Raw genomic sequence first — 26,877 nt, forward strand, 5'->3', positions numbered from 1 at the left:
CTCCCGCTGGGTTGCGCAGCGACCCTAAAATCCTGGGAGCGCTTCGCACTCCAGCGGGAGCAAGCTCCCTCGCCACAAATGGGGTATATCCCCATCCCTGATGGATGTTGAATAAATGAAACAGAAAAAAGCCCAATGGCCCTGGCACCTGCTGACAGTGCTCGTGCTCGTCGGCCTGGCTGGCGCGTTGTATTACGCCACCTCGCTGATGTCCTACGAATGGCGCTGGAACCGCGTGCCGCAGTACTTCGCCTATCAGGCCGAGCAAGCGCAGCGTGCCGCAGATATCTCGACCGTCATTGATCTGGTGCGCAAGGGCGACGTGGCCGAGGTTACCCTGCGCAATGATGCGGGCGCGGAACAGAAGCTGACGGTCGCCGACGACAGCCTGCAAGTGGCGCGTGGCGATGATGTGGCTGAAGGTGACGTCATCGGGGTCAACCGTCATTGGGCATTGGGCCCGCTGATGTGGGGCTTGTGGACCACGCTGTGGTTGTCGGTGGTGTCCGGCATCCTCGGCCTGGCGATTGGCTTGGCCACCGGCTTGTGCCGGCTGTCCAGCAACCCGACCTTGCGCGACCTGTCGACGATCTATGTCGAACTGGTGCGCGGTACGCCGCTGCTGGTGCAAATTTTCATTTTCTATTTCTTTATCGGCACGGTGCTCAACCTGTCCCGGGAGTTTGCCGGGATCGCGGCACTGTCGCTGTTCACCGGTGCCTACGTGGCGGAAATCGTGCGTGCCGGTGTGCAATCGATCACCCGTGGCCAGAACGAGGCTGCACGCTCCCTGGGCTTGAGCGCCAGCCAGTCGATGCGGCATGTGGTGTTGCCACAGGCTTTCAAGCGCGTACTGCCGCCGTTGGCCGGGCAATTTATCAGCCTGGTGAAAGACACCTCGCTGGTCTCGGTGATCGCCATCACTGAGCTGCTCAAGAGCGGACGCGAAGTGATCACCACCTCGTTTTCGCCCTTTGAAATTCTGTTCTGTGTTGCAGGCCTGTACCTGCTGATCAACCTGCCGCTGTCGAAAATGGCCAGCCGGCTTGAGCGGAGGCTCGCGCAAAGTGATTGAAGTCCGCGATCTGGTAAAAGTCTTCGATACCCGTGGCCAGGTGGTGCGCGCGGTGGACCATGTCACCACCCAGGTGGCCAAGGGCGAAGTGCTGGTGGTGATCGGCCCGTCCGGTTCCGGCAAGTCCACCTTTCTGCGCTGCCTCAATGGGCTGGAGGAATTCGATTCAGGTTCGGTCAGCATCGGCGGTTTACAGCTGGCCGACCCGAAGACCGACGTAAATGCCTATCGCCGTGAAGTCGGCATGGTGTTTCAACATTTCAACCTGTTCCCCCACATGACCGTGCTGGAAAACCTGTGCCTGGCGCAAAAGGTCGTACGCAAGCGCGGCAAGCAGGAGCGCGAAGCCAAGGCCCTGGCGTTGCTGGAAAAAGTGGGCATTGCACAGAAAGCCAACGAGTTTCCGTCGCGCCTCTCCGGCGGCCAGCAGCAGCGGGTCGCGATTGCCCGGGCCCTGGCGATGGAGCCCAAGGTGATGCTGTTTGACGAGCCCACCTCGGCCCTCGACCCGGAAATGGTCGGCGAAGTGCTCGACGTCATGAAGACCTTGGCGCTGGAAGGCATGACCATGGTGTGCGTCACCCACGAGATGGGCTTTGCCCGCGAAGTGGCAGACCGGGTGCTGTTTTTCGACCACGGCAAATTGCTGGAAGACGCGGCGCCTGCCGAGTTCTTCGATGCGCCGAAGGACCCGAGGGCGCAGGCCTTCCTGCGCCAGGTCCTGTAGCAATATTCGTCTCTGTGGCGAGCGAGCTTGCTCGCGCTTGAGTGCGAAGCGCTTCCAAATTTTGGGGTCGCTGCGCAGCCCAGCGGGAGCAAGCTCCCTCGCCACAGGTCAAAGCTTGAACTTGGCGACCAGCGTCTGCAAATCCAGGCTCAACCTCGTCAACTGAACGCTTGCGGCCGCCGTTTCCCCGCTGGCGGCGGCGGTCTGTTCCGACACATCCCGCACCTTCAATACACTGCGATTGATCTCCTCGGCCACCGCGCTTTGCTGTTCGGCGGCGGCGGCAATCTGCGGGTTCATTTCCTGGATGACCGATACCGTGCGGGCAATCGCGGCCAGGGCCTCGCCGGCGTCGCGGCTCAGGGCAACGCTGTTGTCGGTCAGGTTGCGACTGCTGTCCATGATGTCCGCCACCTGCTGGGTGCCGTCATTCAGGCCGAGGATCAACCCTTCAATCTCTTCAGCGGATTCCTGCGTGCGCTGGGCCAGGCTGCGCACCTCATCGGCGACCACGGCAAACCCTCGGCCGGCAGCGCCCGCGCGCGCCGCTTCGATGGCGGCGTTCAAGGCCAGCAGGTTGGTCTGTTGGGACACGGACTTGATAACGTCCAGCACGCTGGCGATCTTCTCGCTTTCCTGTTGCAGGGTCAGCATTGCGCGGCCGGACAAGGCCATTTCACTGGCCAGGTTGTCGATCTGCTCAACCGCCTGAGTGACCACCTGCTCACCCGCGCTGGCCTGCTCGTCTGCTTCGTTCGCCGCAACCGAGGCGCGTTCGGCATGGCGCGCCACTTCCTGGGCGGTGGCGAGCATTTCATTCATCGCCGTTGCCACTTGGTCGGTTTCGTCTTTCTGGTCGTTGAGCCCGTTGCGGGTCTGTTCGGTCACAGTGGATAACTGGGTCGCCGCTCCGGCGATCTGCCGGGCGCTGTCGCCGATGCTGCCGATCAGGCCGCGCAGGCTGCGGGTCATTTGCCCGATGCTGTGTTGCAGCTGGCCCAGTTCATCGCGGCGCTCCACCTGGATGTCGTGGCTCAGGTCGCCCTCGGCAATGCGGTTGGCGGATGCCAGGACCTGGCGTAAAGGTAAGGCGATCTGCCGAGCGATCCACCAGGCGGCCAGGGCGCCAAGCAGCATCGCCACAGCGGTGACGCCGGTGAGCAAGGTGCGGGTTTGATCCGCTTCCCGGTCGCGCTTGAAGGTCTGGGCCTGGCTTAACAGGTCATTTTTTTCCAGCACGTGATCAAGTTGTTGTTCAAGTCGGTTCTGCACGGTTTCGGTAGTGAGCTGGGCGTCCTTGAGCGTTATCAGTTGCTCACGATAGGTGGCCAATTGGGTTTTGAGCAAAGCACCATCCACTCCAAGGGTCATGACGGCCACCTGTGCAGCCTCCAGTGCATCGAGCGCTGTGCCGACCGTTTCGGCATAGGCTTGCAGTGAGTCGACCGCCCACGCAGGGTTCTGGGCGCTGTTATCGGCAAGTGTTATCGCCTGACGCAGGTTTTCAATGGCATCAAGGGCGTTCTGGTCTTGCTGGTCAGGCAAATCACTGGCGAATTGAGCCAGGGTGTCGCCGATCTGAAGCGCCATTTTTTTGAGCGGGCCACGGGCGTTCTCACGTTGTTCGACCAAGGGCGGCAGCTCGCTGAATGCTGTTTTTAAGCCAGCTAACAGGCGAATTGCTTCCTGAAGGTGCTGTTGGTCGGAGGGGGCTCTCATGCGCGATGAGAGGTCAGCGAGGTACAGTTCGATTTTTTCGATGTGCGCGTTGATTTTGCCCAGGCTGGCAGTGTCCGCCAGTATTCGGTACACAATTCGATCGGCGCGCATGGCTTCGGCATCAACAGCCAACTGCCCCAATGTTGTCAGCTTGGAAGAGCGTTCAAGCACGGCATTCAGAGCTTGCCAGCCTGTCACGGCGATGGTGAGACTGAGGAACAGCACCAGGCCAAAACCCAGGGCGAGCTTGAGGCGGACGCTGGCGTTAACCAGTATGCGGGTCAGCCGAGAAAACATGGCACACCTCCCAATCAGAAAAAGCGTTTCGCGACAGATGAAACGCTAATTCGAATTGAGGTGAGGGCGGGCTGATAACTGTGTAGGAAATTTCATAAGATGCGGCAGCCCCAATCGGCCGCCGCGCAGCATCAGGTCAGATGCGGAAGCGCCCGACCAGGGTTTGCAGGTAGATGCCAAGCCGTGCCAGCTCTGCACTGGATGCCGCGGTTTCTTCGCTGGCCGAAGAGGTTTGTTCAGAAATATCACGCACATTCAGCACGCTGCGGTTGATCTCTTCGGCGACGGCGCTCTGTTGTTCGGCGGCCGTGGCGATCTGCGAGTTCATCGCCTGAATGGTCGAAACCGTGCGCGTGATGTTCGCCAATGCGCTGCCGGCGCGGCGCGTCAGTTCGACACTGCTGTCGGTCAGGCCACGGCTGTTGTCCATGATGGTCGCCACCTGCTGGGTACCGCTTTGCAGGCCGACGATCAGCTCCGCGATCTCTTCGGTGGACTTCTGTGTGCGCTGGGCCAGGCTGCGCACTTCGTCGGCCACCACGGCGAAGCCACGCCCGGCTTCACCGGCACGCGCCGCTTCGATAGCCGCGTTCAGCGCCAGCAGGTTGGTTTGCTGGGCCACGGATTTAATCACGTCGAGCACGCTGCCGATCTTGTCGCTTTCGCGCTTCAGATCGCCCATGGCAATCGTCGAATTGCCGACTTCGGTGGCCAGGCGCTCGATCTGGGCGATGGCTTCGCCGACCACCTTGTCGCCCTCACGGGCCTGCAGGTCGGCGGCCACGGCGGCTTCCGACGCTTCTTCGGCGTTGCGCGCGACTTCCTGCACGGTGGCGGCCATTTCGTTCATGGCTGTGGCCACCTGGTCGGTTTCGGACCTCTGGCTGTTGACCCCGGCGCTGGTCTGTTCGGTCACCGCCGACAGTTGCTCGGCGGCGCTGGCGATTTGTGTGACGCCATCGCTGATGCCACCAATCAACTCGCGCAGGCCCACGGTCATGCTCTGCATGGCGCGTTGCAGTTGGCCCAGTTCATCCTGGCGGGTGGATTCCAGGTTCTGGCTCAGGTCGCCCGAGGCTACGCGTTCGGCGACCTTGAGGGTCTGAGTGAGCGGGATAATGATCTGGCGAGTAATGGCCCAGGCGGCGAAGAGGCCAAAGAGCAGTGCCAGGAGGGTAGCCAGCAGCAACAGCTGTTTGGCTTGCGCGGCGTCGCTGTCGCGGACCACGGTTTGCGAGGCGGTGAGCTTGTTGCTGCGGTCCAACAGGATGTCGCCTTGGATGCTCATGATTTTCAGCGCTGCGGCGCTGGCCACCTGCGAGTCGCGGTACTGGCTGACAGCAGCGCGGTAGGCTTGCAGCGAGACGCTGGCCTGTTGCAGGTTGGTCGAAAATTGATCAGGTAGCTGGCCATTGAGCGCGGCGATTTTCTTCAAGGTATTGTCGATCGCATCCAGCGCAGGCTGCTCGGCTTCGACTTTGCCGCTGTAGGTGTAACCGCGCACCTGGAACCGCGCCTGCTGGATCAGCTTGCTCAGGTCGACGATGCTGTTGAACTGGCTGACGCTGTCGCCCTGTAACAGGGTCTTTTCCACTTCGCCTACCTTGAGCACCGCGTTGTCGGCGGTATCGCCGAGCTTGCTGCGCGCGTTCTCGCGATTGGCTCCCGCCTGGACCATGGCGTCGAATGCGCGCTTGTACTGGTCAACTGCGGCGAGTTGGTCATCGACCAACGCGATGTCGGCGGGCTGGTCAATCATTGCCCGCGCAGTTTTCAGGCCGCTTTCCAACTGGCCAAGAAAACCATTGACTGCCGCCGGGCCTTGTTCGCCACGGCGCATTTCAAAGTCCAGACGCGCGATGCGCAAGTCCTTGCTCAAGTCGTTGAGGCTGGCGATGTAGCCCAGTTTGTCGCCACGGCTTATCACCCCGGAAAGCCCGGCCCAGCCGGTGAGCGTGATGATCAACGTAAGTAGCAGCACCAGGCCGAAGCCGACGCCCAGCTTGGTTTTGACGCTGACATTTCCCAGCTTTTCGGCTAACCAACGATACATGCTGCGAACTCCCCTGGAGCAAGGCTTAGACTTATTCTGGGTTTATCGGCATGTAGGCAGGATTCTGTAGCGCCCCCGATTCAATGTGGCGGCTTGCGCTGGTTTTGTAGGGGCGAGCCTGCTCGCGAAAACCGCCAACGATAACGCGTATGTCCTGAATGAACGTGGCGCCTGTAGGTTTTTCGCGGGCAAGCTCGCGCCTACAGAGCAAGGAGTGCATTAGGGCAAGCCGCTCTTACCCTAGAACAGTCGGGCGAGCAGGGCGGTGACGGCGGTCTCGACGCGCAGGATGCGCGCGCCGAGTTGCACCGGTTGCAGGCCGGCCTTGGCCAGCAACTCGACTTCATAGGGTATCCAGCCACCTTCCGGGCCAATCGCCAGGGTCACCGGTTCATCCAGGCCACGGGGGCAGGGCGGGTAGTCGCCGGGATGGCCGATCAGGCCCCGCGTGCCTGCGGCCATGGCCGGCAAGCGGTCTTCAACGAACGGCTTGAAGCGTTTCTCGATAACGATCTGCGGCAGTATCGTGTCCCGCGCCTGTTCCAGGCCCAGGATCAATTGCTCACGGACTGCGTGCGGCTCGAGAAAGGGCGTTTGCCAAAAGCTTTTTTCCACCCGATAACTGTTGACCAGCACCACCTTCGGCACGCCCATCGCCGCTACGGTTTGCAGTACCCGGCGCAGCATCTTCGGGCGTGGCAGCGCGAGCAACAGGGTCAGCGGCAGTTTGCTTGGCGGCGGTTGGTCGAAGCTGACTTGCAGCTCGGCCTCGCTGGCTTGCAGGCGCAGCAAGTGCGCGTTGCCCATCATCCCGCCGATACGCCCGACCCGCAGGTTGTCGCCCACCTCGGCGCGATGCACTTGCTGCATATGCAGCAGGCGCCGATCGCGCAGGATCACCCGGTCGGCCGCAATAAAATCGGCCTCTTCGAGCAGCAGCAGGTTCACGGCTGGGTCGCTGGTGGTTGGTCGTCGTCGGCGGCCCGCTCATCATCCGGGTGTTCACCACGCTTGCTGATCAAGCCGCTGAACAGGATGCCGATCTCGAACAGCATCCACATCGGCACGGCCAGCAGGGTCTGGGAGAAGATGTCCGGCGGGGTAAGGATCATGCCGACCACGAAGCAGCCGATGATCACGTACGGGCGGATCTTCTTCAGGTAAGCCACGTTGACCACACCGATCCACACCAGCAACACCACGGCCACCGGGATTTCGAAGGCCACGCCAAAGGCGAAGAACAGCGTCATCACAAAGTCGAGGTAACTGGTGATGTCGGTCATCATCTCCACACCGGCCGGGGTGGCGGCGGCGAAGAATTTGAAGATCAGCGGAAACACCAGGAAGTAGGCGAACGCCATGCCGGTATAGAACAGCAGGATGCTCGACACCAGCAACGGCACGGCGATGCGCTTCTCATGCTTGTACAGCCCCGGTGCGATGAAGCCCCAGATCTGATGCAGGATCACCGGGATCGCCAGGAACAGCGAGACCATCATCGTCAGCTTCAACGGCGTCAGGAACGGCGAGGACACGTCGGTGGCGATCATCGTCGCGCCGGCCGGCAAATACTGGCGCAGTGGTGTGGAGACGAAGGTGTAGATCTGCTGGGTGAAGGCGAACAGCCCGGCAAAAATGATGAAGATGGCCGCTACGCAACGCAGCAGGCGGGTACGCAGCTCGGTGAGGTGCGAGACCAGTGGCATGTGCTGGTCGTTTTCCGGTTTATCAGCGCTCATGGGGCTCGCGGCGGCAATGTAGGGTCATGGGGCGCGGGCGACGCAACGGGCGTCGGCGCAGGCTCTGTCGGGGCAGCGGCGGTGGGGGCGGCAACGCCGGCTGGCGCGATGCTGTTTACGGGCGTTTCGACCACGGGCGTCGCAGGTTTGGCGGGCTCCTGCACCGGCGACAGAATATTGCGCGTTTCCTGCTCCAACGACAGGATATGTTCGTTGTGCAACTGTCGGCGGATCTCGTCGGCGCCGATTTCCCGTTCAACTTCCTGTTTGATCGCATTGAAACTGCGCTTCAGGCGCCCGATCCACAGGCCGGCCGTGCGTGCCGCACCGGGCAAGCGTTCCGGCCCCAATACGAGCAGGGCCACGAGGCCGACGAGCAGCAGTTCAGAGAAGCTGATACCAAACATTAGTCAGTGCTCACGAGTCTTTGCGGGTCGGCTCTTCGACTTTTTCAGCCTGCACGTCGAAGGTACGACGCTCGGTGATCGGCTGCGCGGCCTGCGGGTGCACAGGCTGGGCCGGTGGAACCGGGTTTGCAGTAGGTTCGGCCGGCTTTTCGTCGTCGTTCATGGCTTTACGAAAGCCCTTGATCGACTCGCCGACATCGGTACCCAGGTTCTTGAGTTTCTTGGTGCCGAATACCAGTACCACGACCACCAGAATGACGATCCAGTGTTTCCAGTCAAAAATACCCATGCTGCAAATCCTCGATAAAAGTTATTCAGGTGGACGGGCGTGCAGCCTTCTCGGCGTGCCCGGACAGGCCGAAGCGACGGTCCAGTTCATCCAGCACGGCCTGTGGATGCTGCCCCAGCTGGGCGAGCATGACCAGGCTATGGAACCACAAGTCGGCGGTCTCATAGATGACATCGCTGCAATCGCCACTGATTTGCGCATCCTTGGCGGCAATGATCGTCTCGACGGATTCTTCGCCGAGCTTTTCCAGGATCTTGTTCAGACCCTTGTGATACAGGCTGGCGACGTAGGAGCTGTCGGCATCCGCGCCTTTGCGCTCTTCCAGCACCTGGGCCACACGGTTCAGGGTATCGCTCATGTTCAATGTCCTGCCGAATAGATGGCGTGCGGGTCTTTGAGCACTGGTTCCACCACCTTCCATTCGCCGTTCTCGAACACGCGATAGAAGCAACTGTGACGGCCGGTATGGCAGGCGATGCCGCCGATCTGTTCGACCTTGAGGATCACCACGTCGCCGTCGCAGTCCAGGCGAAGCTCATGCAGCGTCTGCACATGCCCGGACTCTTCGCCCTTGCGCCACAGTTTGCCACGCGAACGTGACCAATAAATGGCGCGCTGCTCAGCGGCGGTGAGGCTCAGGGCCTCGCGGTTCATCCAGGCCATCATCAGCACGCGCCCGGTCTTGTAGTCCTGGGCAATGGCCGGCACCAGGCCGTCACTGTCCCACTTGATCTCGTCCAGCCAGTCTTTCATGTTCGGCTCCGGCAATTTGCGACAGTGTATAACCGGATGGGTTATCGACGCACGATCAGATAAACGCCCACGGCGACCATGATCCCGGCCGGCCAGTGGCTCAGTTGATTCAACGGTCCGCCAATCGCCAGCATGACCCCACCCACCAGATGCGCGGCGCCGAGCAGGCGCAGGAACCAGTCGTCCTTGCGCTTGCGCCATGGCGGCTCAGGATCCTTGGCGTGGGGCTGGGACATGCGCTCGAGCAAGTCGCGGGTCATATTGGCCAGGTGCGGCAGCTGCTCCATTTGGCTGTGCAGGTTGCCGAGCATGGTTTTGGGGCTCATCCGCTCGCGCATCCAGCGTTCCAGGAACGGCTGCGCGGTGCTCCACAGGTCGAGGTCCGGGTACAGCTGGCGACCCAGGCCTTCGATGTTGAGCAAGGTTTTCTGCAGCAGCACCAACTGCGGTTGCACTTCCATATTGAAGCGCCGCGCGGTCTGGAACAGGCGCATCAGCACCTGACCGAAGGAAATATCTTTTAACGGTTTTTCAAAGATCGGCTCGCATACGGTGCGGATCGCCGCCTCGAATTCATTGAGCTTGGTTTCTGCCGGCACCCAGCCCGAGTCGATGTGCAACTGCGCCACGCGGCGGTAGTCACGCTTGAAAAAGGCGAACAGGTTGCGCGCCAGGTAGTCCTGGTCTTCGGGCGTGAGGCTGCCGACGATGCCGCAGTCGATCGCGATGTACTGCGGGCTCCACGGGTTGACGGTGCTGACGAAGATATTGCCCGGGTGCATGTCGGCGTGGAAGAAACTGTCGCGAAACACCTGGGTGAAGAAAATCTCCACGCCGCGTTCGGCCAGCATCTTCATGTCGGTGCGCTGGTCGGCCAGGGTCGCAAGGTCGGTGACCTGCACACCGTAGATGCGCTCCATGACCAGCACTTTAGGGCGGCACCAGTCCCAATACACTTGCGGCACATACAGCAGTTGCGAGCCTTCGAAGTTGCGGCGCAGCTGGCTGGAGTTGGCGGCTTCGCGCAGCAGATCGAGTTCGTCGTAGATGGTTTTTTCGTAGTCGGCGACCACATCCACCGGGTGCAGCAGGCGTGCATCGGCAGAGAAACGCTCGGCGGCGCGGGCGAGAATGAACAGCCACGCCAGGTCCTGGCCGATGATCGGCTTGAGGCCCGGGCGGATGACCTTCACCACCACTTCTTCGCCGGTCTTGAGCTGCCCGGCATGCACCTGCGCGACGGAGGCCGAAGCCAACGGCTCGACGTCGAAGCGGCTGAACACCTCGCTGATCTTCTTGCCCAGTTGTTCTTCGATCAGTTTCATCGACAACTGCGAATCGAACGGCGGCACGCGGTCTTGCAGCAGCATCAGTTCATCGGCGATGTCTTCGGGCAGCAGGTCGCGGCGCGTCGACAGGATTTGCCCGAACTTGATAAAGATCGGCCCCAGGTCCTGCAATGCCAGGCGCAGGCATGCACCGCGGCTCAGCTCCAGCTTTTTACGCGGCAACCAGCGCCACGGCAGCACATAGCGCACCGCCAGCAGGAACCATGGCAGGGGCAGGGCAAACAGCAGGTCATCGAGGCGGTAGCGGATTACGACGCGCTGGATACGAAACAAACGGCGGACGGCGAGCAGCTTCATGCGTTATCGCTTGGATCAAGGGAACGGCTCAGGCGCTCGAAGCGGGCCTCGAGGCGTTCCAGGTCGATTTTGGCCTTGTCGAGCTCACGAAAGCGCGCTTGCGCTTCCCGTTGCCCGACCAGGGTGCGCGATTCTTCGCTCAGGTATTCGGCGAGGTTCTGGTTGAGGCTGGCGAACCCTTGCTGGTACCAGCGCGAACGGCTGCGCAGGTGGCCGCCGATCAGTTGGGTGGCGACGGGGCCGATCCAGCGTGACAGTTCGTATTCCCAGTCCAGTTCCAGGTCCTGCAGCACGGCGGCCAGGTCCATCAGCACCGCGCTGTCGCCTTCCAGCGCCACTTCGGGGCTGTGCAGGATGGCGGTCTTGTTGCGGCTCAGCGCCAGGTGCATCAGGCTGGAGGCCGGCGCGCGCAGGGTGCAGTCGGCCTCGGCGGCCCATTGCGTGGCAAGCAGCAGGCCTTCATCGCTGGGCAGGATAAACAGCTGCACGGCGGGGCTGCGGCAGTCGACGGCGATGACTTTGCCGGTCAGGTGCGCAAGCCGCGCCAGGGCGGTGCTGTCCAGGCGCAAAACACGGTTGAGGCCGTGTTCCACGCTTGCGAGAAGGCCCGCGAGCAACATCAGGGTTTGATGCCGCGGTGCAGGGCAACGATGCCCGAGGTCATGTTGTGGTAAGTCACGCGGTCGAAACCGGCCTCCACCATCATGGACTTCAGGGTTTCCTGGTCGGGGTGCATGCGGATCGATTCGGCCAGGTAGCGGTAGCTCTCGGCGTCATTGGTGATCAGCTTGCCCATCAACGGCATGAAGGCGAACGAGTAGGTGTCATACACCTTGGACATCAGCGCGTTGGTCGGCTTGGAAAATTCCAGCACCAGCAGGCGGCCACCCGGCTTGAGCACGCGCAGCATCGAGCGGATCGCGTCTTCCTTGTGGGTGACGTTGCGCAGGCCGAAAGCGATGGTCACGCAATCGAAGTGGTTGTCGGGAAACGGCAGTTTCTCGGCGTCGGCCTGGACGAATTCGATATTGCCGGCCACGCCCTTGTCGAGCAGACGATCACGGCCAACCTTGAGCATCGAGCCGTTGATATCGGCCAATACCACTTGGCCGGTCGGCCCTACGAGTTTGGAAAACTTGGCCGCCAGATCGCCCGTGCCACCGGCGATGTCCAGCACGCGATTGCCGGTGCGTACGCCCGACAGTTCGATGGTGAAACGCTTCCACAGGCGGTGCATGCCACCGGAGAGTACGTCGTTCATCAAGTCGTACTTGGCGGCTACGGAGTGGAACACCTCAGCGACTTTTTCCGCTTTCTGGCTTTCCGGGACGTTCTTGAAGCCGAAGTGAGTGGTGGGTTCGGCATCGCTGCCTTTGCGCTGATCAGTCATATCGCTGTCACCAAAAGAGAATGCGGGACATGATAATCCCCGGGGCCTGCTTTGTCTTGGCAAGGCTGAAGGTAAGATAGGTGCTTATCGAGACCTTTTGCCGCATGGAAGGTTTCCGAGCCCTTATAGAGAGGAGTCATTGCAATGGCCCGTATCACCGTTGAGCGTGAGCATTCCCTGGGTAAAGAAGGCGCGCGGGCGAAGGCCGAGACGCTGGCGCAGAAACTCAAGGATAAATATGGCGTGGAGTCGTCGTGGTCCGGCGATACCTTGAACCTCAAGCGGTCCGGCGTTAAAGGCACCGTACAGGTTGCCGAAGATGCATTGCGTATCGATGTGGAACTGGGCCTGTTGATGTCGACCATGAGCGGTCCCCTCAAGTCCGAAATCGAAAAAGCCCTGGATAAGGCACTGGCCTGATTCGATGCGCTCAGGGTGCCGATTCTAATTTTTCATCCTGCTTTGTGCCCGAGCCCGAAACTTCGGCGGGCGGCTCCTCCACCCTTTCTGCGTGAGGTGGACCATGGCCACTGTTATTTTTAAGAAAAAAATCGACACTCAAACCACTGCCCTGAGTGAGGTTAAAAGCTGTGCCCGCAAGATCTGGCTGGCGAGTCTTGGTGCCTGCGCCAAGGTCGGCAGCGACGGGGGGACTACTTCAAATAGCTCGTTAAGTGCGGTCAACATATTGAAAGTAAAAGCAAAAAAGTCGCCATTGAACAACTTGATGCCAGCCACAGTCAGATTAACCAAGTAAAGAGTAATGTCTCCAGCGTCAGCCGCTTGGTTGAAGTTCAACTGGATAAAGTTGAAAACGCTTTCGACACGCGTGTTGCAAGTGCCTTGAATCGAATCGGCATTGCGTCTAAACATGACGTGGAGACACTCTCTGCTAAGCTCGAAGAGCTGACGGCATTGCTCGAACGTGTCGCGCGCAAACACTAAGGAGACATCGGGATGGCTGTTAAAAAAACTACTCAGAAAGAAGGCAGCTCGTGGGTCGGGGAAGTTGAAAAATATTCCCGAAAGATCTGGCTGGCTGGTTTAGGCGTGTACTCGAAGGTTAGCAGTGACGGCGGCAAGTACTTCGAGACGTTGGTCAAGGACGGCGAGAAGGCCGAGAAGTTGACCAAAAGCGCGGCTGGTAAAAAAGTTGATGCGGCCAAGACAACTGCCGGCTCCGCCAAGTCGAGCATCTCCGACACTTGGGGCAAGTTGGAAGAAACGTTCGACAAGCGCCTCAACAGTGCAATTTCGCGGCTGGGCGTGCCCAGTAAAGCTGAATTGAAAACGCTGCACAGCAAGGTCGATACCCTGACCAGGCAAATCGAAAAACTCACCGGCGCCAAAGTCCCCCCAGCGAAAACCGCCGCTGCCAAACCTGCCGCTAAAGCCGCCGCCAAACCGTTGGTGAAAGCGGCCGCTAAACCGGCTGCGAAAACGGCGACCAAAGCCCCGGCCAAAGCCGCCGCTAAACCTGCCGCCAAGCCAGCGGCAAAAACCGCCGCCGCCAAACCGGTCGCCAAGTCTGCCGCTAAACCGGTAGCGGCAAAAGCCGCGACCAAACCAGCGGCTAAACCTGCTGCCAAGGCCGCGGCAAAACCCGCTGCCAAGACCGCCGCCGCTAAACCTGCCGCCGCCAAAGCTGCAGTTGCCAAGCCGGCTGCAAAACCCGCCGCCAAGAAGCCAGCAGTGGCCAAGAAGCAAACGGCAGCCAAGCCAGCCGCAGCGGCCAAACCTGCAACGGCAACCCCGTCATCAGCCAACTCGGTGTCCGCGTCCACCCCGGCCGCTAACTCGACGGCAGCGCCGGTTACTCCAACGCCATCCAGCCAGTCCTGATTTTTACGGGACGTACAAAAACGCCCGGCCTGCGAAGGTCGGGCGTTTTTTGCGCGCTGATCCGGTCGCCGCCCAGGTCATGGCGCCGTCATCTTTCCGTCAGTTGTAAGTGATCGACACGGTGACCGCGCTCACCAGGGTGCCATGGGTAATGGGCGCACCGGTTTTGTGGTACGCCGCCTTGAGCGGCAATACGGCCTTGCTGCTGCTCGTCGCCACCGTACGGCTGCGCTGGGCATCGGTGCCGTTGGCGGGGATGGTCTGGCCACTCGACAGCCAAAGGGCCGTGCCGCCCGAAGTCCCCGTGCTGGTAAAGAGCTGGCCGTTTCCGGGGGAAGGTGTGCCCGTGAACAGGAAGATCACATTATTGATGTCGGTATCGCAGTCGGCGCTGAGTTCGAAGTCGTAAGCACCTGCCTGTACAGCGTTATCAAAGTCCGAAACCTTGACTGGCGGCAATGTGATGGTGCGGTTCAGATCGCCGGCCGCCAGGTCGCAGGTGCCGGCGTTGACGACGCCTTGAAACGTCAGGGTGCCAGTGGTGGCGGCCTGGGCGGTAAGGGCGCTCAGGCTTGCGGTGATCGCAAGCAGCAGAAGCGGTGTGGGCAAACTCATGTTCAGTCCTCGGGGTTCAGTTGTAGGTGATGGATACGGTGGCGGTGCTGGCGAGCGTGCCTTGCGTGACCGTGCCGTTTTTGTGATAAGCAGCGCCGAGCGGCAACACGGCACGATCGGCGGACACAACCAGCGTGCGTTCGCCGTCACTGCCTTGGGGGGTAATGGTCTGGACATTCCCGCCGATGACTGAATAGAGCCACAGCCCTATCCCGTCGGCGCTGCCCGTATTGGCGAACAGCAAGCCATTGCCGGGCGCGGGAGTGCCGGAAAAACGAAAGGTGACGTTGGAGGCTTCGCTGCAATTGGCGGTTAATTCGAAGTGGCGCGAGCCCGTATAAACGGCACTTTCGAAGTCACTGACTTTCACCGGGTCCAGCGAGATCGTGCGGTTGACGTCACCGGCTGCCAGGTCGCACGTGGCGGCAGGGGAGACAAACCGCACCGGGCTGTCGAGCCGCAGGTTGAATCGCCCGGTACCGGGGCCGCCCGTGCTGTTCATCAGGTATTCGAAGAGGGTTCCACTGGGTATTGTGCCGCCGGTTACAGGCCCGGTTTTGTAGAAGACTGCTTCGGCGCTGGTGAAGAAAGGATGCCTTCCGGCCGGCAATGCTTGATTGAAGCTGATAAACGCGTAGCGATTGGTCGACGGCCTGGCGTCGGTGATATAGAGCACTATCCCAATGCCTGGCGCCTCGGTGGCGGAGATGTAATTTGGCAGGGCTGCGTAATCGCGTGTGCGGATCGCCACGGGCGTGCCGGTCGGGCAATTCATGAAGTTAGCCGGAGCGACCCCGTCGAACGTTTTTCTGAGGATCTCGCCTCCCACGGGCAGGTTGGCCGGTACGGTAATTGTGCTCGGCAGCGTGAGGCCGTGGGTCGAATTCATATAAATGTCACACGCCGCGTGTGCCGCCATCGGCAGGCTCAGCGCCAGCAGTGTTGTAACCCGTTTGATGGAATGCTTCATTTTTCAGTCCCGCCATAAAGGAGTAGGGCGTGTTCAGGTGAGGGTCACATTGCCTGGCATGTGCCCGCGTGCAGTTGGCGCAAACGGGCAGGGCCATCGGCCGGTTCGCCCGCGTCGTAATACAGGCGACAGGCGGAGTCCGCAGACGGCCCCCACTTGACGGTCAGTTGCCCCTGGGGGCGAGACACCCGAACAAATGCTTTGCCGCCCTGCCCGACAATCCCGACGCTGGCGCCGTCTTCATCAAAGACATCCGCACCGAACGGCAACGGGCTGCCGTCATCACGCCGCGCGGTAATCAACAGGGCCTGGCCGCTGACGGTTTCAAATTGCAGCTTCACCACCGAACCGGCACGGGGCGCTACGTTTTGGGCGGCGGTCTTGAGTTCCACGTCGACGGAAAGGTCTTTGGGGTCCAGTTCGACGACATTCTTTCGGTACGGCGTGAGATGGGGCACGACGGCAAAGCCGCGGGTGCCGATTTGGGCGCTGTGGTTTCCGTTGATGCGCGCGCCTACCGCGTCGGGCGCCTGGACGATGCCGACGGTATCGCCCAATTCCGGCGCGAAGGTCACGCCGCCTGCGTGGGCGACGATACCGCCGGTCATGCCGAGCGATGTCGAACGGTAGGCGTTGCTCTGGCCATAGCCGGCGGACAGCACGCCATGGCTGGTCTGGTATTTCACGTCGGCACTGCTGGCGTGGCCGCTGCCCTGTGCTCGGCTGGCGCTCAAGCCATAGCCGAACTCACTGCGCTCGCCCAGGCTGCCACCCAGGCTCACGCGCTCGCCGCTGCTTTGGTCGCCGTGGTACGCCGTGGTGGTCAGGGTTGGCGAGCGTGCGCCGCTGCCCAGGGGCAGGCTCAGGGTCAACTCAAGCTGACTGTCGACTTTTTCAGTTAGCACATCGCGGGTGCGCTGCGCGCTGACGGTGTAGTGCAGGCCCTTCCAACTGCTGCTGTAACCGGCGGTGAACGTGAGGTTGCGGTTGGCGCGGTTCCAGTAGTGTTGCGAGGAGCCGGTCAGGTACACCAAACCGTTGCCCAGGCTCTGATTGAGGCTGATGTCCATCCTGTCGCGCAGGCGTGACAGGCCGTCCAGTTTCAGCCCGTCGATGGCCAGGTCGCGAACGCGGGCGGCATCGCCCACGCTCAGGAAGCCTTCGGTGGAGTAGCGGTACGCACCGAGGGCAAAGTGGGTGCCGGTGTCGGTGAAATTCTTGCTGTAGCGCACCTGCACACTTTGGCCCTTGCGCGAACCCTGGCCCGGTAGCCGGGCGTTGGAGTGGGTCAGGTCAAACGACAGCGCACCGAGCGGCGTATTGAACGCCGCGCCCAGCAGCTGCGAGCGGTAGTCGTCGCCAGCCACCGCGCCGCCGTACCCGGTCAACAAGTTGCTCAAGCCGCGCTGATAGGTGGCCTGCATCAACTTGGGTGGGTGGCGCAGGCCCAACTCCTCCAGTCGCCCGGCACTCACCGAATAGCGGCTGTAGCCGGTGCGCAGCAAGTTGGCATTGGTGGCGAACGGCACCACGAACTCACGCTTGCGCCCGTCGGCTTCGGTGATCGTGACGTTCAGGTCGCCGCCGTAGCCGGTGGCGAACAAATCGTTGAGCACAAAGGGGCCGGGGGCGACAGAGATTTCCTCGATCAACACGCCGCGCTGCCGCACGCTGACCCGTGCATTGGTCTCGGCGACGCCGCGCACCACCGGGGCAAAACCGGTCAGAGAGTCAGGCAGCATCCGGTCATCGCTGAACAGGCTGGCACCGCGCAGGCGCACGCTGTCGAACAGCTCTCCGGGGGTGTAGATTTCGCCCATCATCAGCTGTGATTGCAACGGGCTCACTTCGCGCTGCACATAGGTGGCGCTGCTTTGATAGCCCGAGGCGCGATGGGTACGGCTGTAGCTGCCGCTGTGGCGCCAATGCCAATCGCCGAGGTTGAGCCCGGTGTTCACGCCCAGGTAGCTGGAGCCGAGTGAGCGCCCACCGGTCCTGGTGGCAAAGGTGTTGGCGTTGTAGCGTACAAACGCGGCATCGATGCCGCTGTCCCAGTGCTGTGGGTCGACATAGCCGCGTGGTTTGCGCGTGAGGTAAATCTGCGGTACTTGCAGCTCCAGGCGGTTTTCACCCGAGTCGAATTGGCTGCCGGCGCCCGGCAGCAACGCCGCGATATCCGCGCAGCGGGAGGCGGTTTGCATGGGCGCGGCATCCATGTCGATGCCGAGCCTGAGCAGCGCGTCACGCTCGACGCACCACTGCGCCGAGTCCTGGCCGTCGACTGGCGCGAAGACCAGCGTTTCGCGGCCTATCCACTGGCCGTTGAGGTAGACATCGGAGCGGTAGCTGCCGGGCAGCACCACGTTGCCCTGGCTGAATCTTGAAATATCGACCTGCAAGCCGGCCGCGCCATCCGGAAAGAACGCCGGGTTGAATGTGGCATGTTCGGCGCCGTGCACACCCATGGCGTAGCCTGCGCCCGCTAACAGCAGGTTGCGCATCGTCAGCTTCAAAAAACGCTGACCTGTCAGCGGTGCTGTGTTCAAACTCATGTGACCGTACTCAAAACTACAAGAGGTGCTGCCCGAATGTCGGCATGGGGCAGCCCTGCCGCAAAAAAGGGCATCTACCGAAGATGTGTGATGACGCTGATAACCTGGCCGGCCTGCGCAGAGGCGCTGGGCGAAGGGCGGGTCGCTAGGCTGGAAGGCGGCGCGTTTGAACCGTCATGGGGCGACCTTGGCGCGGTGGGCGACCTTCACCCCAAAATCATCAAGCGTCTGGAACGCTACGCTGGCCCCGTTGCCTGGCGGCGTCTTGAGCGTGGGCAGCTCAAAGCGATTGCGACCGCCGGGTATCACCATGTTTTCGGCGCCTGACGCTGGGGGTTTGCGCGCATGCCGCTGCCCCGCCGCCTGCACTTCGACCTGGTCGAACGTCACGTGATAGGGCGTCGGGTTATACACTTCCAGGGCCTGGCCTTGCCCTGACGATACGCTGCGCCATTGCAGCTTCGCGGGTGCGGCTTCGACCGTGTCAGGCAAGTTGTGCGGCCGGAAAAACACTTTGATCCGCGAGCGAAAGGCAAGCTGCAACTGGTTGCGCTGTCGAGCGTCGGGTGATTGCGCGGGCACCTCCAGCAGGTTGAACCAGAACAGGCTTTCTTGCGCCGACGGCAAGGCTTCGCCCGTATAAGCCAGGCGCACCACTTGTTGTTTGCCCGGCTCTATCCGAAAGATCGGCGGTGTCGCCACAAAGGGTATTCCCGCCAGGTCCGGCGTTGACTGCTCGTCGCCGTTATCCAGCCATGCTTGCACCAATACGGGTGCCTGGTTCTTGCTTTCAAGCCTGATCGTGACCTCTTTGTCGTTTTGCGGATAAACGATCCGCGTGGTGTTGATCACCACACTCGCTTGCGCCATGGCCGTGCCCGACAGCACCCAGGCCAGCAGCGTGATTCTCGCCAGTGCGTATGAAATCGAAGTCGCGTGCATACAGGTGTTATCCGGCGCAGGAAGCGGTAATGCCCGCGACGTGGCGCACTCGGGCACCGAAGTCGCTGACGGTGGTGAACGCGACCTGGGCGGCGTCGCTTGGGCAATTGCGCAGTCGGGGCAACGCAAACAGTTTTACGTCGCCGGCCGGCAGCAACAGGCTGTCGTTGGCGGCCTTGTTCGGCGCTTTGCTGAACCGTTTGCCGGCGCTGAGCAACTCGGCCGAGGTCAGTGAAATGTGGTACGGCGTGGGGTTGGTGGCTTGCAGAGCAAAGCCTTGGTCATGGGCCACCAGTTTCCATTGCAGTTTTGACGCCGCGCCGGTGACTGGATAAGGCAAGGCCCGAGGCCGCAGGAACACGCGCAAACGCGTGCGGAACGACAACTGGATCTGGTTGTTCTGCGCGGTGTCCGGGGAAAGCGGAGGCACTTCCAGCAGGTTCAACCAGAACAGACTTTCGCGGTCGGTGGGCAGTGGTTCCCCGGTATAACGCAAGCGCAGCGCTTGTTGCTGGTAAGGCTCAATCCGAAACAGCGGCGGCGACAGCGTGAACGGCGTTTGCGCCGTTGCCGGCGTGGAGTGCCGGTTGCCGGTGTCCAGCCAGGTTTGCACCAGTGCCGGAAGGCTGCCCTTGTTTTCCACGCGTACAACGACTTCCTGCTGTTCGGCGGGGTAGATCACCCGTGTGCCATGGATAATCACGGCGGCCTGGGTGGACGGGACCAGCAGCAACAGCCCTGCAATGACACAGCAGGCGAGCGCGAGGAAGGTGATTTTGTTCATCGTGTGAGATCTCTTCGGATCAGGGGCAGCGCCGGACCGCTTACCCCTTAATCGGCGTACTCGACCATAAAGCCGACACGCGTCTTGACCGTGCCTTCAGTGGCCGCGCCGGTGGCGTACATTTGCGCCGCCAATGGGATGATCGCCTGGTTGTCGGCAATGACCACGCCTTCGGATTTGTCGGTGTAGACGTTGATAGGTGAGCCGTCGCGGCGGGCCACTTCGACCTGCACGTTCTTGGCGGCGGTGGTGTTGGCCGGGTCGTCGTAACCGTCGATGTGCAAGCGCCCGGTGGCCACGTCAATGGCCGGGCTGGTCGGGTCAAACGCCACCATGGCGGTGCGCCCGTTGGTGCAACTGCCTTCGCCTGGCGCGCCGATGCGAATGGTGAAACCGGTCAGGTTGGCGCGACTGCCCGCGGTCGCCAGGCGTGAGGCAGAGACACCGCCCAGGTTAACGTCCTTGACCACGGCGCCCGTGCCCGGCGCTGCACCTTCGATGGTGCAGGTCACATCGGTCACCAGGCCGCTGAAATTGATTGTGCCATCGGCGGCTTGAGCGAATTGCGGTGCGGCGGCGCTCAAGGCCAAAGCGGCAGCAGCGCAGAACAGGGCGTTGACTTTCATGGTATTCCCAAAACGTAAGTGATAAATGTCGACCACCCCAGGCGCAAACATGCCCCTGTATTTTTCCCGAAGTGTTTCGGTGGGTGGGTGACACATAATTTGTATCGAAACGTGATTTTTCTCTATAGAGAAGTATCGAGTTTTAGTTCGCGATTGTTCGAAAGTATATTGTTTTGTTTAAGTTTTTCCGGGCGCTGCCTGGCCTTCTCGAAATTTTATTAATGAACTTTCTGTCAGCCTTATCTGTAGGAATAATTAATTTTTATGGCCTGGCTGCATTGATCCTTGTGTGTGGCTGGGATATACGGAATTCAACGAGCCAGTTCTAAAGTTGTGTCGCGCTGTAATCACTTATGCAGGTGTCCAGATGCCTACTTCAACTTCAACTTCAACTATGTACGCCGTCATGTTGCTGGACGATCATGAGATGGTTCGGCAGGGGATCGAGTTGGGCTTGAGCAAAGAACCCGATATCGAGGTGGTCGGCTCTTTCGGCACCGGCAAGGATTTGCTGGATGCGCTCGCCCGCAGGCTGGCGGATGTGGTGGTGATGGATTTTATCCTGGCACCGTCGGGCATTGATGGCCTCAGCCTGCTTCAGGCGCTCAACAGGCGTTTCAGCAAGTGCAAGCCATTGGTGTTGGCCTCGCATTGCACGCCTGCAACGGTTTCATTGGCATTGAAGGCCGGAAGTTGGGGCATATTGGGTAAAACCCAAACCCTGACTGAACTCATCACGGCTATTCGCACGGTCGCCCAGGGCCGTATTTATTTGCAGCCTTGCAGAGTGCCGACCCTGGAGGATATGCAGTCTGTGCTTGACGTGGGGAATACCAAAGCGCACGTGGATGTTTCAACGCCGTTGCCCTTGAGCGCTTGCCTTACACCCAAAGAGCGTGAAGTGCTCAGGTGTTTTCTTGACGGGATGTCCGTTAATTCAATTGCGGCGAAGTTTTCGCGCAGTGCAAGTACGATCAGTACGCAAAAACAATCGGCTTATCGAAAACTGGGTATTCGAAGCGACAGTGAGCTGTTCAAGTTTACTCATCAGTTCGGCGAGCCCAGGTAAGCCGGGGTTAAAGCCCATTTCGTTGGCCATTCCCATGGTCGACACGTTCGGTTTTCCCTAGTGATTGAACAGTTGCAAGCGGACCAATCGTTGACCACGGGACAGCGATTCACGCAGATGAAATTAGAAAATGCCCTCTTAAAGAGTAAGCGTTCTGGGCTAGAGCATCAGCCGCACGACCGACTGGCTCGGGTCGCGGGTTTTTCCGGCCGCTTTGAGTTCGGCCAGGTAATCGGCCCATAGTGCTTCCTGACGCACGGCTAGTTGATAAAGGTAGTCCCAGGTGAACAGCCCGCTGTCATGACCGTCGTCGAAGGTCAGTTTCAGTGCGTACTGGCCGGCCGGTTCGAGCTTGATCAACTTAACGTTGAGCTTGCCGAATTGCAGGATGGGTTTGCCGTGGCCCTGGACCTCGGCGGAAGGCGAGTGCACGCGCAGGAATTCGGCGGGCAGTTGGTAGGTTTCGTCCGGCCCGTAGGTGAGGCCGAGGGTGTTGGAGGTTTTGTGCAAATTAACAGCGGTGGGAAATTTCGGCATTAGGGACACCTCGGGCTGCAAGCGACAAGCTGCAAGCTGAACGTGCTCAACTTGCGGCTTGTAGCTTACAGCTTGAGGCTTAGAGAATGTAACGCGACAGATCTTCGTTCTGCGCCAACTCGCCCAAATGGCTGTTGACGTAATCCGCGTCGATCCTGATCGCTTCGCCATTCTGCGCACCGGCCATGTCGCCAGCGCTGAAAGACACCTCTTCCAGCAGGCGTTCCAGCAGGGTGTGCAGACGACGCGCACCGATGTTCTCGGTCTTCTCGTTGACCTGCCAGGCAATCTCCGCCAGGCGCTTGATACCATCGGCCTGGAACTCGATACCGAGGCCTTCGGTTTTCAGCAACTCACGGTACTGCTCGGTCAGCGAGGCATGCGGCTCGCTGAGAATGCGCTCGAAGTCGCCAGGGGTCAGTGCCTTGAGTTCCACGCGGATCGGCAAGCGGCCTTGCAGTTCCGGCACCAGGTCGCTTGGCTTGCTCAGGTGGAAAGCACCGGATGCGATAAACAGGATGTGGTCGGTCTTGACCATGCCCAGCTTGGTATTGACCGTGCAGCCCTCGATCAGCGGCAGCAAGTCGCGCTGTACGCCCTCGCGAGACACATCGACACCGCCGGAGTTGCCGCGCTTGGCCACCTTGTCGATCTCATCGATAAATACAATGCCGTGTTGCTCGACCGCTTCCAGGGCCTTGGCCTTGAGTTCTTCCTCGTTCACCAGGCGCCCGGCTTCTTCATCGCGTACCAGTTTCAGCGCTTCCTTCACCTTCAGCTTGCGGCTTTTCTTCTTGCCCTTGCCCATGTTGGCGAACAGGTTCTGCAACTGGCTGGTCATTTCTTCCATGCCAGGTGGTGCGGAAATATCGACGCCGGCTACCTCGGCAATTTCGATCTCGATTTCCTTGTCATCCAGCTGGCCTTCACGCAGGCGCTTGCGGAACAGCTGGCGGGTGTTGGAGTCCGACGACGGCGCGGCGTCTTCGTTGAAACCCATGCGTGCCGGTGGCAGCAGGGCGTCGAGAATGCGCTCTTCGGCAGCGTCTTCGGCGCGGTGGCTGACCTTGGTCACTTCCTGTTCGCGCAGCATTTTCAAGGCGGCATCGGCCAGGTCGCGGATGATCGACTCGACGTCGCGGCCCACATAGCCCACTTCGGTGAACTTGGTGGCTTCGACTTTGATGAACGGGGCATTGGCCAATTTGGCCAGGCGCCGGGCGATTTCGGTTTTACCGACGCCGGTAGGGCCGATCATCAGGATGTTCTTGGGCGTTACTTCAACGCGCAACTCTTCGGGCAGTTGCATCCGGCGCCAACGGTTGCGCAGCGCAATGGCAACGGCGCGCTTGGCATCGTCCTGGCCGATGATATGGCGATTGAGTTCATGGACGATTTCGCGGGGAGTCATGGACATAGTGTTTGGCGGCCTCAAGCGGGAATAAGCCTACGGCTTACTCGGCGAGGTCCTGCTCCTCAATGGTCTGGTTGTGGTTGGTGAACACGCAGATATCGCCGGCGATACCCAGAGCGGTCTCGACGATTTCACGGGCCGACAGGTCGGTTTTCTTCAACAGCGCGCTGGCCGCGGCTTGTGCGTAGCCGCCACCCGAACCCATGGCGATCAGGCCATGTTCAGGTTCAACCACATCGCCGTTGCCGGTGATGATCAGGGACGCGTCTTTGTTGGCGACCGCCAGCATGGCTTCGAGGCGGCTTAGGGAGCGGTCGGTGCGCCATTCTTTGGCGAGTTCGACGGCGGCGCGCACCAGGTGGCCCTGATGTTTTTCGAGCTGGCCTTCGAAACGCTCGAACAGAGTGAAGGCGTCGGCGGTAGCGCCTGCGAATCCGGCGAGAACCTGGCCGTGGTACAAGCGACGCACTTTCTTGGCGTTGCCTTTCATCACGGTATTACCCAGGGAAACCTGGCCGTCGCCGCCCATGACGACTTTGCCGTGGCGACGTACTGAAACGATGGTGGTCAAGGGGAGAGTCTCCACGCAGCGGGGCGAAAATGCCCTGATGGAAACTGATATGGGGGTGGTGGGGGGGATTTCAACCGTAGGGCGTTGGGGCGGACGAGTGGTGTCTATCGGTCTGACACACGCTACAGAACACCGCAAAACCACTGTGGAAGCCGGCTTACCTGCGATGCTGGTGTGTCAGTCACTGAAAATATTGACTGCTTCACCGCCATCGCAGGCAAGCCAGCTCCCACATTTGAACCGTGTCGGCTGTTGATCAGCGGCTCTGGCGCTGTTGTAACAACAGGTTGCTAAAGCCCGCGCCAGCCAGTTGTTTCTGCGCCACGGTCAACTGTTCGCGGTTGCTGAACGGGCCGACCAGCACGCGATACCAGGTCGCTTCCTTCACCGTGCCGGACTCCACCGTCACCGACTGGCCCAACAGAATGATCTGCGCCCGCACGCGTTCGGCATCCGCCTGTTTCGGAAACGAGCCCGCCTGCAGGAAGAACTTGGTCACCGGTGCGGCCTTGGTCTCGGCAACCGGCGGTGCCGGCGGCGGAGTGATTCCGGCCAGCGCAGCCTGAGCACGCGCCGTGTCGATTTTCGCCGCTTCCGCCGGAGTGACTGGGGTGGTCGGCACTTGCGGCGTCGGCAGGGTTTTTTCCGGCACGGCGTCGGGCGGCACGATCACTTCCGATTCCGGCAGCAGTGTGTAGAAGTCGTACTTCGGTTTCACCGGCGCCGTCGGGCTCGGTGCAGTCTTGTTGGCCTCGGCGATTTTCGTGGCTTTGAGCTGCTCCTGTTTGACGCGCTTGACGTCATCGCCCTGGCCGGGCTCCAGCTTCATCAAAAATACAACGAAGGCGCCGACCGTGAGGCCGATGGCCATCCACAGCCAGCCCGGGATCGGCTGCTTGGCGGGGGCCTGGTAACGGCTGGCGCCGCGCTTGGGTGCAGGTTTTTTCTTGGCGGCCAACTTACATGCGCTCCAGAGTTTCCAGGCCCAACAACTCCAGGCCTTGCTTGAGGGTTCGTCCAGCCAGTGCGGCGAGGCGCAGGCGACTTTGCTTTTGGGCTTCATCGTCTGCGGTAAGGATCGGGCAGTTCTCGTAGAAGCTGGAGAACAGGCCCGCCACTTCGTACAGGTAGGTGCAGAGGATATGCGGCGTGCCTTTTTCGCCGACGCTGTTGAGCACTTCGCCGAATTGCGCGAGCTTGGCGGCCAGTTCCTGCTCATGCGGCGCGTCCAGTACGATCTGGCCTTCGACTGCGCTGAAGTCCTTGCCCAGTTTGCGGAACACACCGGCCACGCGGGTATAGGCGTACAGCAGATACGGCGCGGTGTTGCCTTCGAAGTTGAGCATCAGGTCGAAGTTGAAGCTGTAGTCGCTGGTGCGGTGCTTGGACAGGTCGGCGTATTTCACCGCGCCAATGCCTACCACTCGGGCGATATTGCGCAGGTCGGCCTCGGCCAGTTCCGGGTTCTTTTCCTTCACCAGGCTGTAGGCGCGCTCCTGGGCTTCGGTCAGCAGGTCGATCAGCTTCACGGTGCCGCCATCGCGGGTCTTGAACGGGCGGCCATCGGCGCCGTTCATGGTGCCGAAGCCCATGTGTTCCATGTGCATCGGGTGGGTGACGAAGCCCGCGCGGCGCGCCACTTCGAACACCTGTTGGAAGTGCAGGGCCTGGCGCTGGTCGACGAAATACAGCGCGCGATCGGCCTTGAGCACGCCGCTGCGGTAGCGCACGGCGGCCAGGTCGGTGGTGGCGTAGAGATAGCCGCCATCGGCCTTGACGATGATCACCGGCAGCGGCTCGCCATCGGCGGTTTTGAATTCTTCAAGGAACACGCACTGCGCACCGTTGCTCTCGACCAGCAGGCCCGCGGCCTTGAGGTCGTTGACCACGTTGATCAGGTCGTCGTTGTAGGCGCTTTCGCCCATCACGTCGGCCATGGTCAGCTTGACGTTGAGCAGCTCGTAGATTTCCTGGCAATGGGACAGTGAGATATCGCGGAAGCGACCCCACAGCTCCAGGCATTCCTTATCGCCCGCTTGCAGCTTGACCACCAGGCCGCGCGCACGGTCAGCGAATTCTTCGGATTCGTCAAAGCGCTTCTTGGCGGCGCGGTAGAAGTTTTCCAGGTCTGCCAGTTCGTTGCTGGTGATCGGGTTTTCCTGCAGGTAGGCCATCAGCATGCCGAACTGGGTGCCCCAGTCGCCCACGTGGTTCTGACGGATCACGGTGTCGCCGAGAAATTCGAGTACCCGCGCCACGGCGTCGCCGATGATGGTCGAGCGCAGGTGGCCGACGTGCATCTCCTTGGCCAGGTTCGGTGCCGACAGGTCGATGGTCACGCGTTCCACCGGGCCGGCCTTGCGCACGCCGATCCTGGCATCGGCCAGGGCGGCATCCAGGCGCGAGGCGAGGGCCTGGGTGTTCTGGAAGAAGTTGATAAAGCCCGGGCCGGCGATTTCGGCCTTGGTGACACTGGCGTCGGCCGGCAGTGCGGCGATGATTTTTTCCGCCAGATCGCGGGGTTTCATGCCCGCAGGTTTGGACAGCATCATCGCGATGTTGCTGGCGAAGTCGCCGTGGGTCTTGTCGCGGGTGTTCTCCACCTGGATCGCCGGCGACAGGCCTTCAGGCAACACACCTTCGTGGACGAGTTGGGTGAGGGCTTGTTGGATCAGCTGGCGAATGGTGTCTTTCATGGTGTTCTCTTTCAACCGCAAGCGGCGGCGCGCGATGCGCAGGTGGAAAAACTGGGCATTATCCGTGGCGAGGGCGGGCTTGCCAACCTTCGTCGGACCTCTATAGACGATTAACCTGTGGCGAGGGAGCTTGCTCCCTGGAGTGCGAAGCGCTCCCGAAAACT

At 60.9% G+C, this 26,877-nt stretch carries 27 protein-coding genes and 1 pseudogene; 6 read left to right on the forward strand and 22 right to left on the reverse strand.

Annotated features, from left to right (window positions below):
- The first annotated feature begins 115 nt into the window (after positions 1-115).
- Both Q1V60_RS24490 and Q1V60_RS24495 read left to right on the forward strand, forming a co-directional pair.
- Entirely contained in the window at positions 116-1,075 is a 960-nt protein-coding gene (locus tag Q1V60_RS24490; RefSeq protein WP_300635661.1) for an amino acid ABC transporter permease, read from the forward strand.
- On the forward strand, positions 1,068-1,802 hold the full coding sequence (locus Q1V60_RS24495) for an amino acid ABC transporter ATP-binding protein (RefSeq protein WP_300635663.1): 735 nt from the start codon (positions 1,068-1,070) through the stop codon (positions 1,800-1,802). The genes Q1V60_RS24490 and Q1V60_RS24495 overlap by 8 nt, the downstream gene beginning before the upstream one ends.
- Positions 1,803-1,910: 108 nt before the next feature.
- Here Q1V60_RS24495 and Q1V60_RS24500 read toward each other — a convergent pair whose 3' ends face one another.
- From Q1V60_RS24500 to ubiE, 11 genes are all read right to left on the reverse strand, one after another.
- Positions 1,911-3,818 carry a methyl-accepting chemotaxis protein gene (locus Q1V60_RS24500; RefSeq protein ID WP_300635665.1) on the reverse strand — a complete coding sequence of 636 codons (1,908 nt, stop codon included), beginning with the start codon at positions 3,816-3,818 and terminating at the stop codon, positions 1,911-1,913.
- A 136-nt stretch (positions 3,819-3,954) separates the two neighbouring features.
- Positions 3,955-5,871 carry a methyl-accepting chemotaxis protein gene (locus tag Q1V60_RS24505; protein WP_300635667.1) on the reverse strand — a complete coding sequence of 639 codons (1,917 nt, stop codon included), beginning with the start codon at positions 5,869-5,871 and terminating at the stop codon, positions 3,955-3,957.
- 240 nt (positions 5,872-6,111) lie between these two features.
- Positions 6,112-6,819 carry a 16S rRNA (uracil(1498)-N(3))-methyltransferase gene (locus Q1V60_RS24510; protein ID WP_300635669.1) on the reverse strand — a complete coding sequence of 236 codons (708 nt, stop codon included), beginning with the start codon at positions 6,817-6,819 and terminating at the stop codon, positions 6,112-6,114.
- Positions 6,816-7,610 carry a twin-arginine translocase subunit TatC gene (gene tatC / locus Q1V60_RS24515; RefSeq protein ID WP_300635671.1) on the reverse strand — a complete coding sequence of 265 codons (795 nt, stop codon included), beginning with the start codon at positions 7,608-7,610 and terminating at the stop codon, positions 6,816-6,818. The genes Q1V60_RS24510 and tatC overlap by 4 nt, the downstream gene beginning before the upstream one ends.
- Positions 7,607-8,017: a Sec-independent protein translocase protein TatB gene (tatB, locus tag Q1V60_RS24520; RefSeq protein WP_300635673.1), complete on the reverse strand. Its 411-nt coding sequence runs from the start codon at positions 8,015-8,017 to the stop codon at positions 7,607-7,609. The genes tatC and tatB overlap by 4 nt, the downstream gene beginning before the upstream one ends.
- A 10-nt stretch (positions 8,018-8,027) precedes the next feature.
- Complete coding sequence (locus Q1V60_RS24525; protein WP_065885720.1) at positions 8,028-8,306, reverse strand: twin-arginine translocase TatA/TatE family subunit; 279 nt, start codon at positions 8,304-8,306, stop codon at positions 8,028-8,030.
- 25 nt (positions 8,307-8,331) lie between these two features.
- Positions 8,332-8,664, reverse strand: a complete 333-nt coding sequence (locus Q1V60_RS24530) for a phosphoribosyl-ATP diphosphatase (RefSeq protein WP_057724443.1) — start codon at positions 8,662-8,664, stop codon at positions 8,332-8,334.
- Positions 8,665-8,666: 2 nt separating this feature from the next.
- On the reverse strand, positions 8,667-9,059 hold the full coding sequence (gene hisI, locus Q1V60_RS24535) for a phosphoribosyl-AMP cyclohydrolase (protein ID WP_057008528.1): 393 nt from the start codon (positions 9,057-9,059) through the stop codon (positions 8,667-8,669).
- A gap of 41 nt (positions 9,060-9,100) precedes the next feature.
- Positions 9,101-10,705 carry a ubiquinone biosynthesis regulatory protein kinase UbiB gene (gene ubiB / locus Q1V60_RS24540; protein WP_300635681.1) on the reverse strand — a complete coding sequence of 535 codons (1,605 nt, stop codon included), beginning with the start codon at positions 10,703-10,705 and terminating at the stop codon, positions 9,101-9,103.
- Positions 10,702-11,325, reverse strand: a complete 624-nt coding sequence (locus tag Q1V60_RS24545) for an SCP2 domain-containing protein (protein WP_300635683.1) — start codon at positions 11,323-11,325, stop codon at positions 10,702-10,704. The genes ubiB and Q1V60_RS24545 overlap by 4 nt, the downstream gene beginning before the upstream one ends.
- On the reverse strand, positions 11,325-12,095 hold the full coding sequence (gene ubiE / locus Q1V60_RS24550) for a bifunctional demethylmenaquinone methyltransferase/2-methoxy-6-polyprenyl-1,4-benzoquinol methylase UbiE (RefSeq protein ID WP_003171186.1): 771 nt from the start codon (positions 12,093-12,095) through the stop codon (positions 11,325-11,327). Before ubiE ends, Q1V60_RS24545 begins: the two co-directional genes overlap by 1 nt.
- 144 nt (positions 12,096-12,239) lie before the next feature.
- Between ubiE and Q1V60_RS24555 the strand changes: the two genes are divergently transcribed.
- From Q1V60_RS24555 to Q1V60_RS24565, 3 genes and pseudogenes are all read left to right on the forward strand, one after another.
- A complete protein-coding gene (locus Q1V60_RS24555; RefSeq protein ID WP_300635690.1) occupies positions 12,240-12,515 on the forward strand; it encodes a polyhydroxyalkanoic acid system family protein in 276 nt (91 codons plus the stop codon).
- Between the two features lie 103 nt (positions 12,516-12,618).
- A pseudogene (locus Q1V60_RS24560) lies at positions 12,619-13,040 on the forward strand (phasin family protein).
- A gap of 12 nt (positions 13,041-13,052) precedes the next feature.
- Positions 13,053-13,937, forward strand: coding sequence for a phasin family protein (locus Q1V60_RS24565; protein WP_300635691.1), 885 nt, complete (start codon positions 13,053-13,055; stop codon positions 13,935-13,937).
- A 99-nt stretch (positions 13,938-14,036) separates the two neighbouring features.
- On the opposite strand, the gene Q1V60_RS24570 is transcribed toward Q1V60_RS24565, so the two are convergent.
- The 6 genes from Q1V60_RS24570 to Q1V60_RS24595 all read right to left on the reverse strand — a co-directional run bounded on the left by Q1V60_RS24570 (position 14,037) and on the right by Q1V60_RS24595 (position 20,426).
- Positions 14,037-14,552: a fimbrial protein gene (locus Q1V60_RS24570; RefSeq protein ID WP_300635693.1), complete on the reverse strand. Its 516-nt coding sequence runs from the start codon at positions 14,550-14,552 to the stop codon at positions 14,037-14,039.
- A gap of 16 nt (positions 14,553-14,568) precedes the next feature.
- The gene (locus tag Q1V60_RS24575) at positions 14,569-15,522 is read right to left on the reverse strand and encodes a fimbrial protein (protein WP_300635695.1); all 954 of its coding nucleotides are present in this window, start codon (positions 15,520-15,522) and stop codon (positions 14,569-14,571) included.
- 44 nt (positions 15,523-15,566) lie between these two features.
- Complete coding sequence (locus tag Q1V60_RS24580) at positions 15,567-18,074, reverse strand: fimbria/pilus outer membrane usher protein (RefSeq protein WP_300635697.1); 2,508 nt, start codon at positions 18,072-18,074, stop codon at positions 15,567-15,569.
- Between the two features lie 174 nt (positions 18,075-18,248).
- Positions 18,249-19,016, reverse strand: coding sequence for a molecular chaperone (locus Q1V60_RS24585; RefSeq protein ID WP_300635699.1), 768 nt, complete (start codon positions 19,014-19,016; stop codon positions 18,249-18,251).
- A gap of 7 nt (positions 19,017-19,023) precedes the next feature.
- Positions 19,024-19,800 carry a fimbria/pilus periplasmic chaperone gene (locus tag Q1V60_RS24590; protein ID WP_300635701.1) on the reverse strand — a complete coding sequence of 259 codons (777 nt, stop codon included), beginning with the start codon at positions 19,798-19,800 and terminating at the stop codon, positions 19,024-19,026.
- A gap of 47 nt (positions 19,801-19,847) precedes the next feature.
- A complete protein-coding gene (locus Q1V60_RS24595) occupies positions 19,848-20,426 on the reverse strand; it encodes a fimbrial protein (RefSeq protein WP_300635703.1) in 579 nt (192 codons plus the stop codon).
- Between the two features lie 406 nt (positions 20,427-20,832).
- Here Q1V60_RS24595 and Q1V60_RS24600 point away from each other — a divergent pair, with 406 nt between their 5' ends.
- On the forward strand, positions 20,833-21,495 hold the full coding sequence (locus Q1V60_RS24600) for a response regulator transcription factor (protein ID WP_300635784.1): 663 nt from the start codon (positions 20,833-20,835) through the stop codon (positions 21,493-21,495).
- Between the two features lie 159 nt (positions 21,496-21,654).
- On the opposite strand, the gene Q1V60_RS24605 is transcribed toward Q1V60_RS24600, so the two are convergent.
- The 5 genes from Q1V60_RS24605 to argS all read right to left on the reverse strand — a co-directional run bounded on the left by Q1V60_RS24605 (position 21,655) and on the right by argS (position 26,713).
- Positions 21,655-22,032: a DUF971 domain-containing protein gene (locus Q1V60_RS24605; protein WP_300635704.1), complete on the reverse strand. Its 378-nt coding sequence runs from the start codon at positions 22,030-22,032 to the stop codon at positions 21,655-21,657.
- 79 nt (positions 22,033-22,111) lie between these two features.
- Positions 22,112-23,449, reverse strand: coding sequence for an ATP-dependent protease ATPase subunit HslU (gene hslU, locus Q1V60_RS24610; protein ID WP_300635706.1), 1,338 nt, complete (start codon positions 23,447-23,449; stop codon positions 22,112-22,114).
- 37 nt (positions 23,450-23,486) lie between these two features.
- A complete protein-coding gene (gene hslV / locus Q1V60_RS24615; protein WP_003171209.1) occupies positions 23,487-24,017 on the reverse strand; it encodes an ATP-dependent protease subunit HslV in 531 nt (176 codons plus the stop codon).
- A gap of 256 nt (positions 24,018-24,273) precedes the next feature.
- On the reverse strand, positions 24,274-24,975 hold the full coding sequence (locus Q1V60_RS24620; RefSeq protein ID WP_300635710.1) for an SPOR domain-containing protein: 702 nt from the start codon (positions 24,973-24,975) through the stop codon (positions 24,274-24,276).
- A gap of 1 nt (position 24,976) precedes the next feature.
- The gene (gene argS / locus Q1V60_RS24625) at positions 24,977-26,713 is read right to left on the reverse strand and encodes an arginine--tRNA ligase (RefSeq protein WP_300635712.1); all 1,737 of its coding nucleotides are present in this window, start codon (positions 26,711-26,713) and stop codon (positions 24,977-24,979) included.
- Positions 26,714-26,877 lie beyond the last annotated feature (164 nt).

The organism is Pseudomonas sp., assembly GCF_030147005.1.
In the GTDB taxonomy this organism is placed as follows: domain Bacteria; phylum Pseudomonadota; class Gammaproteobacteria; order Pseudomonadales; family Pseudomonadaceae; genus Aquipseudomonas.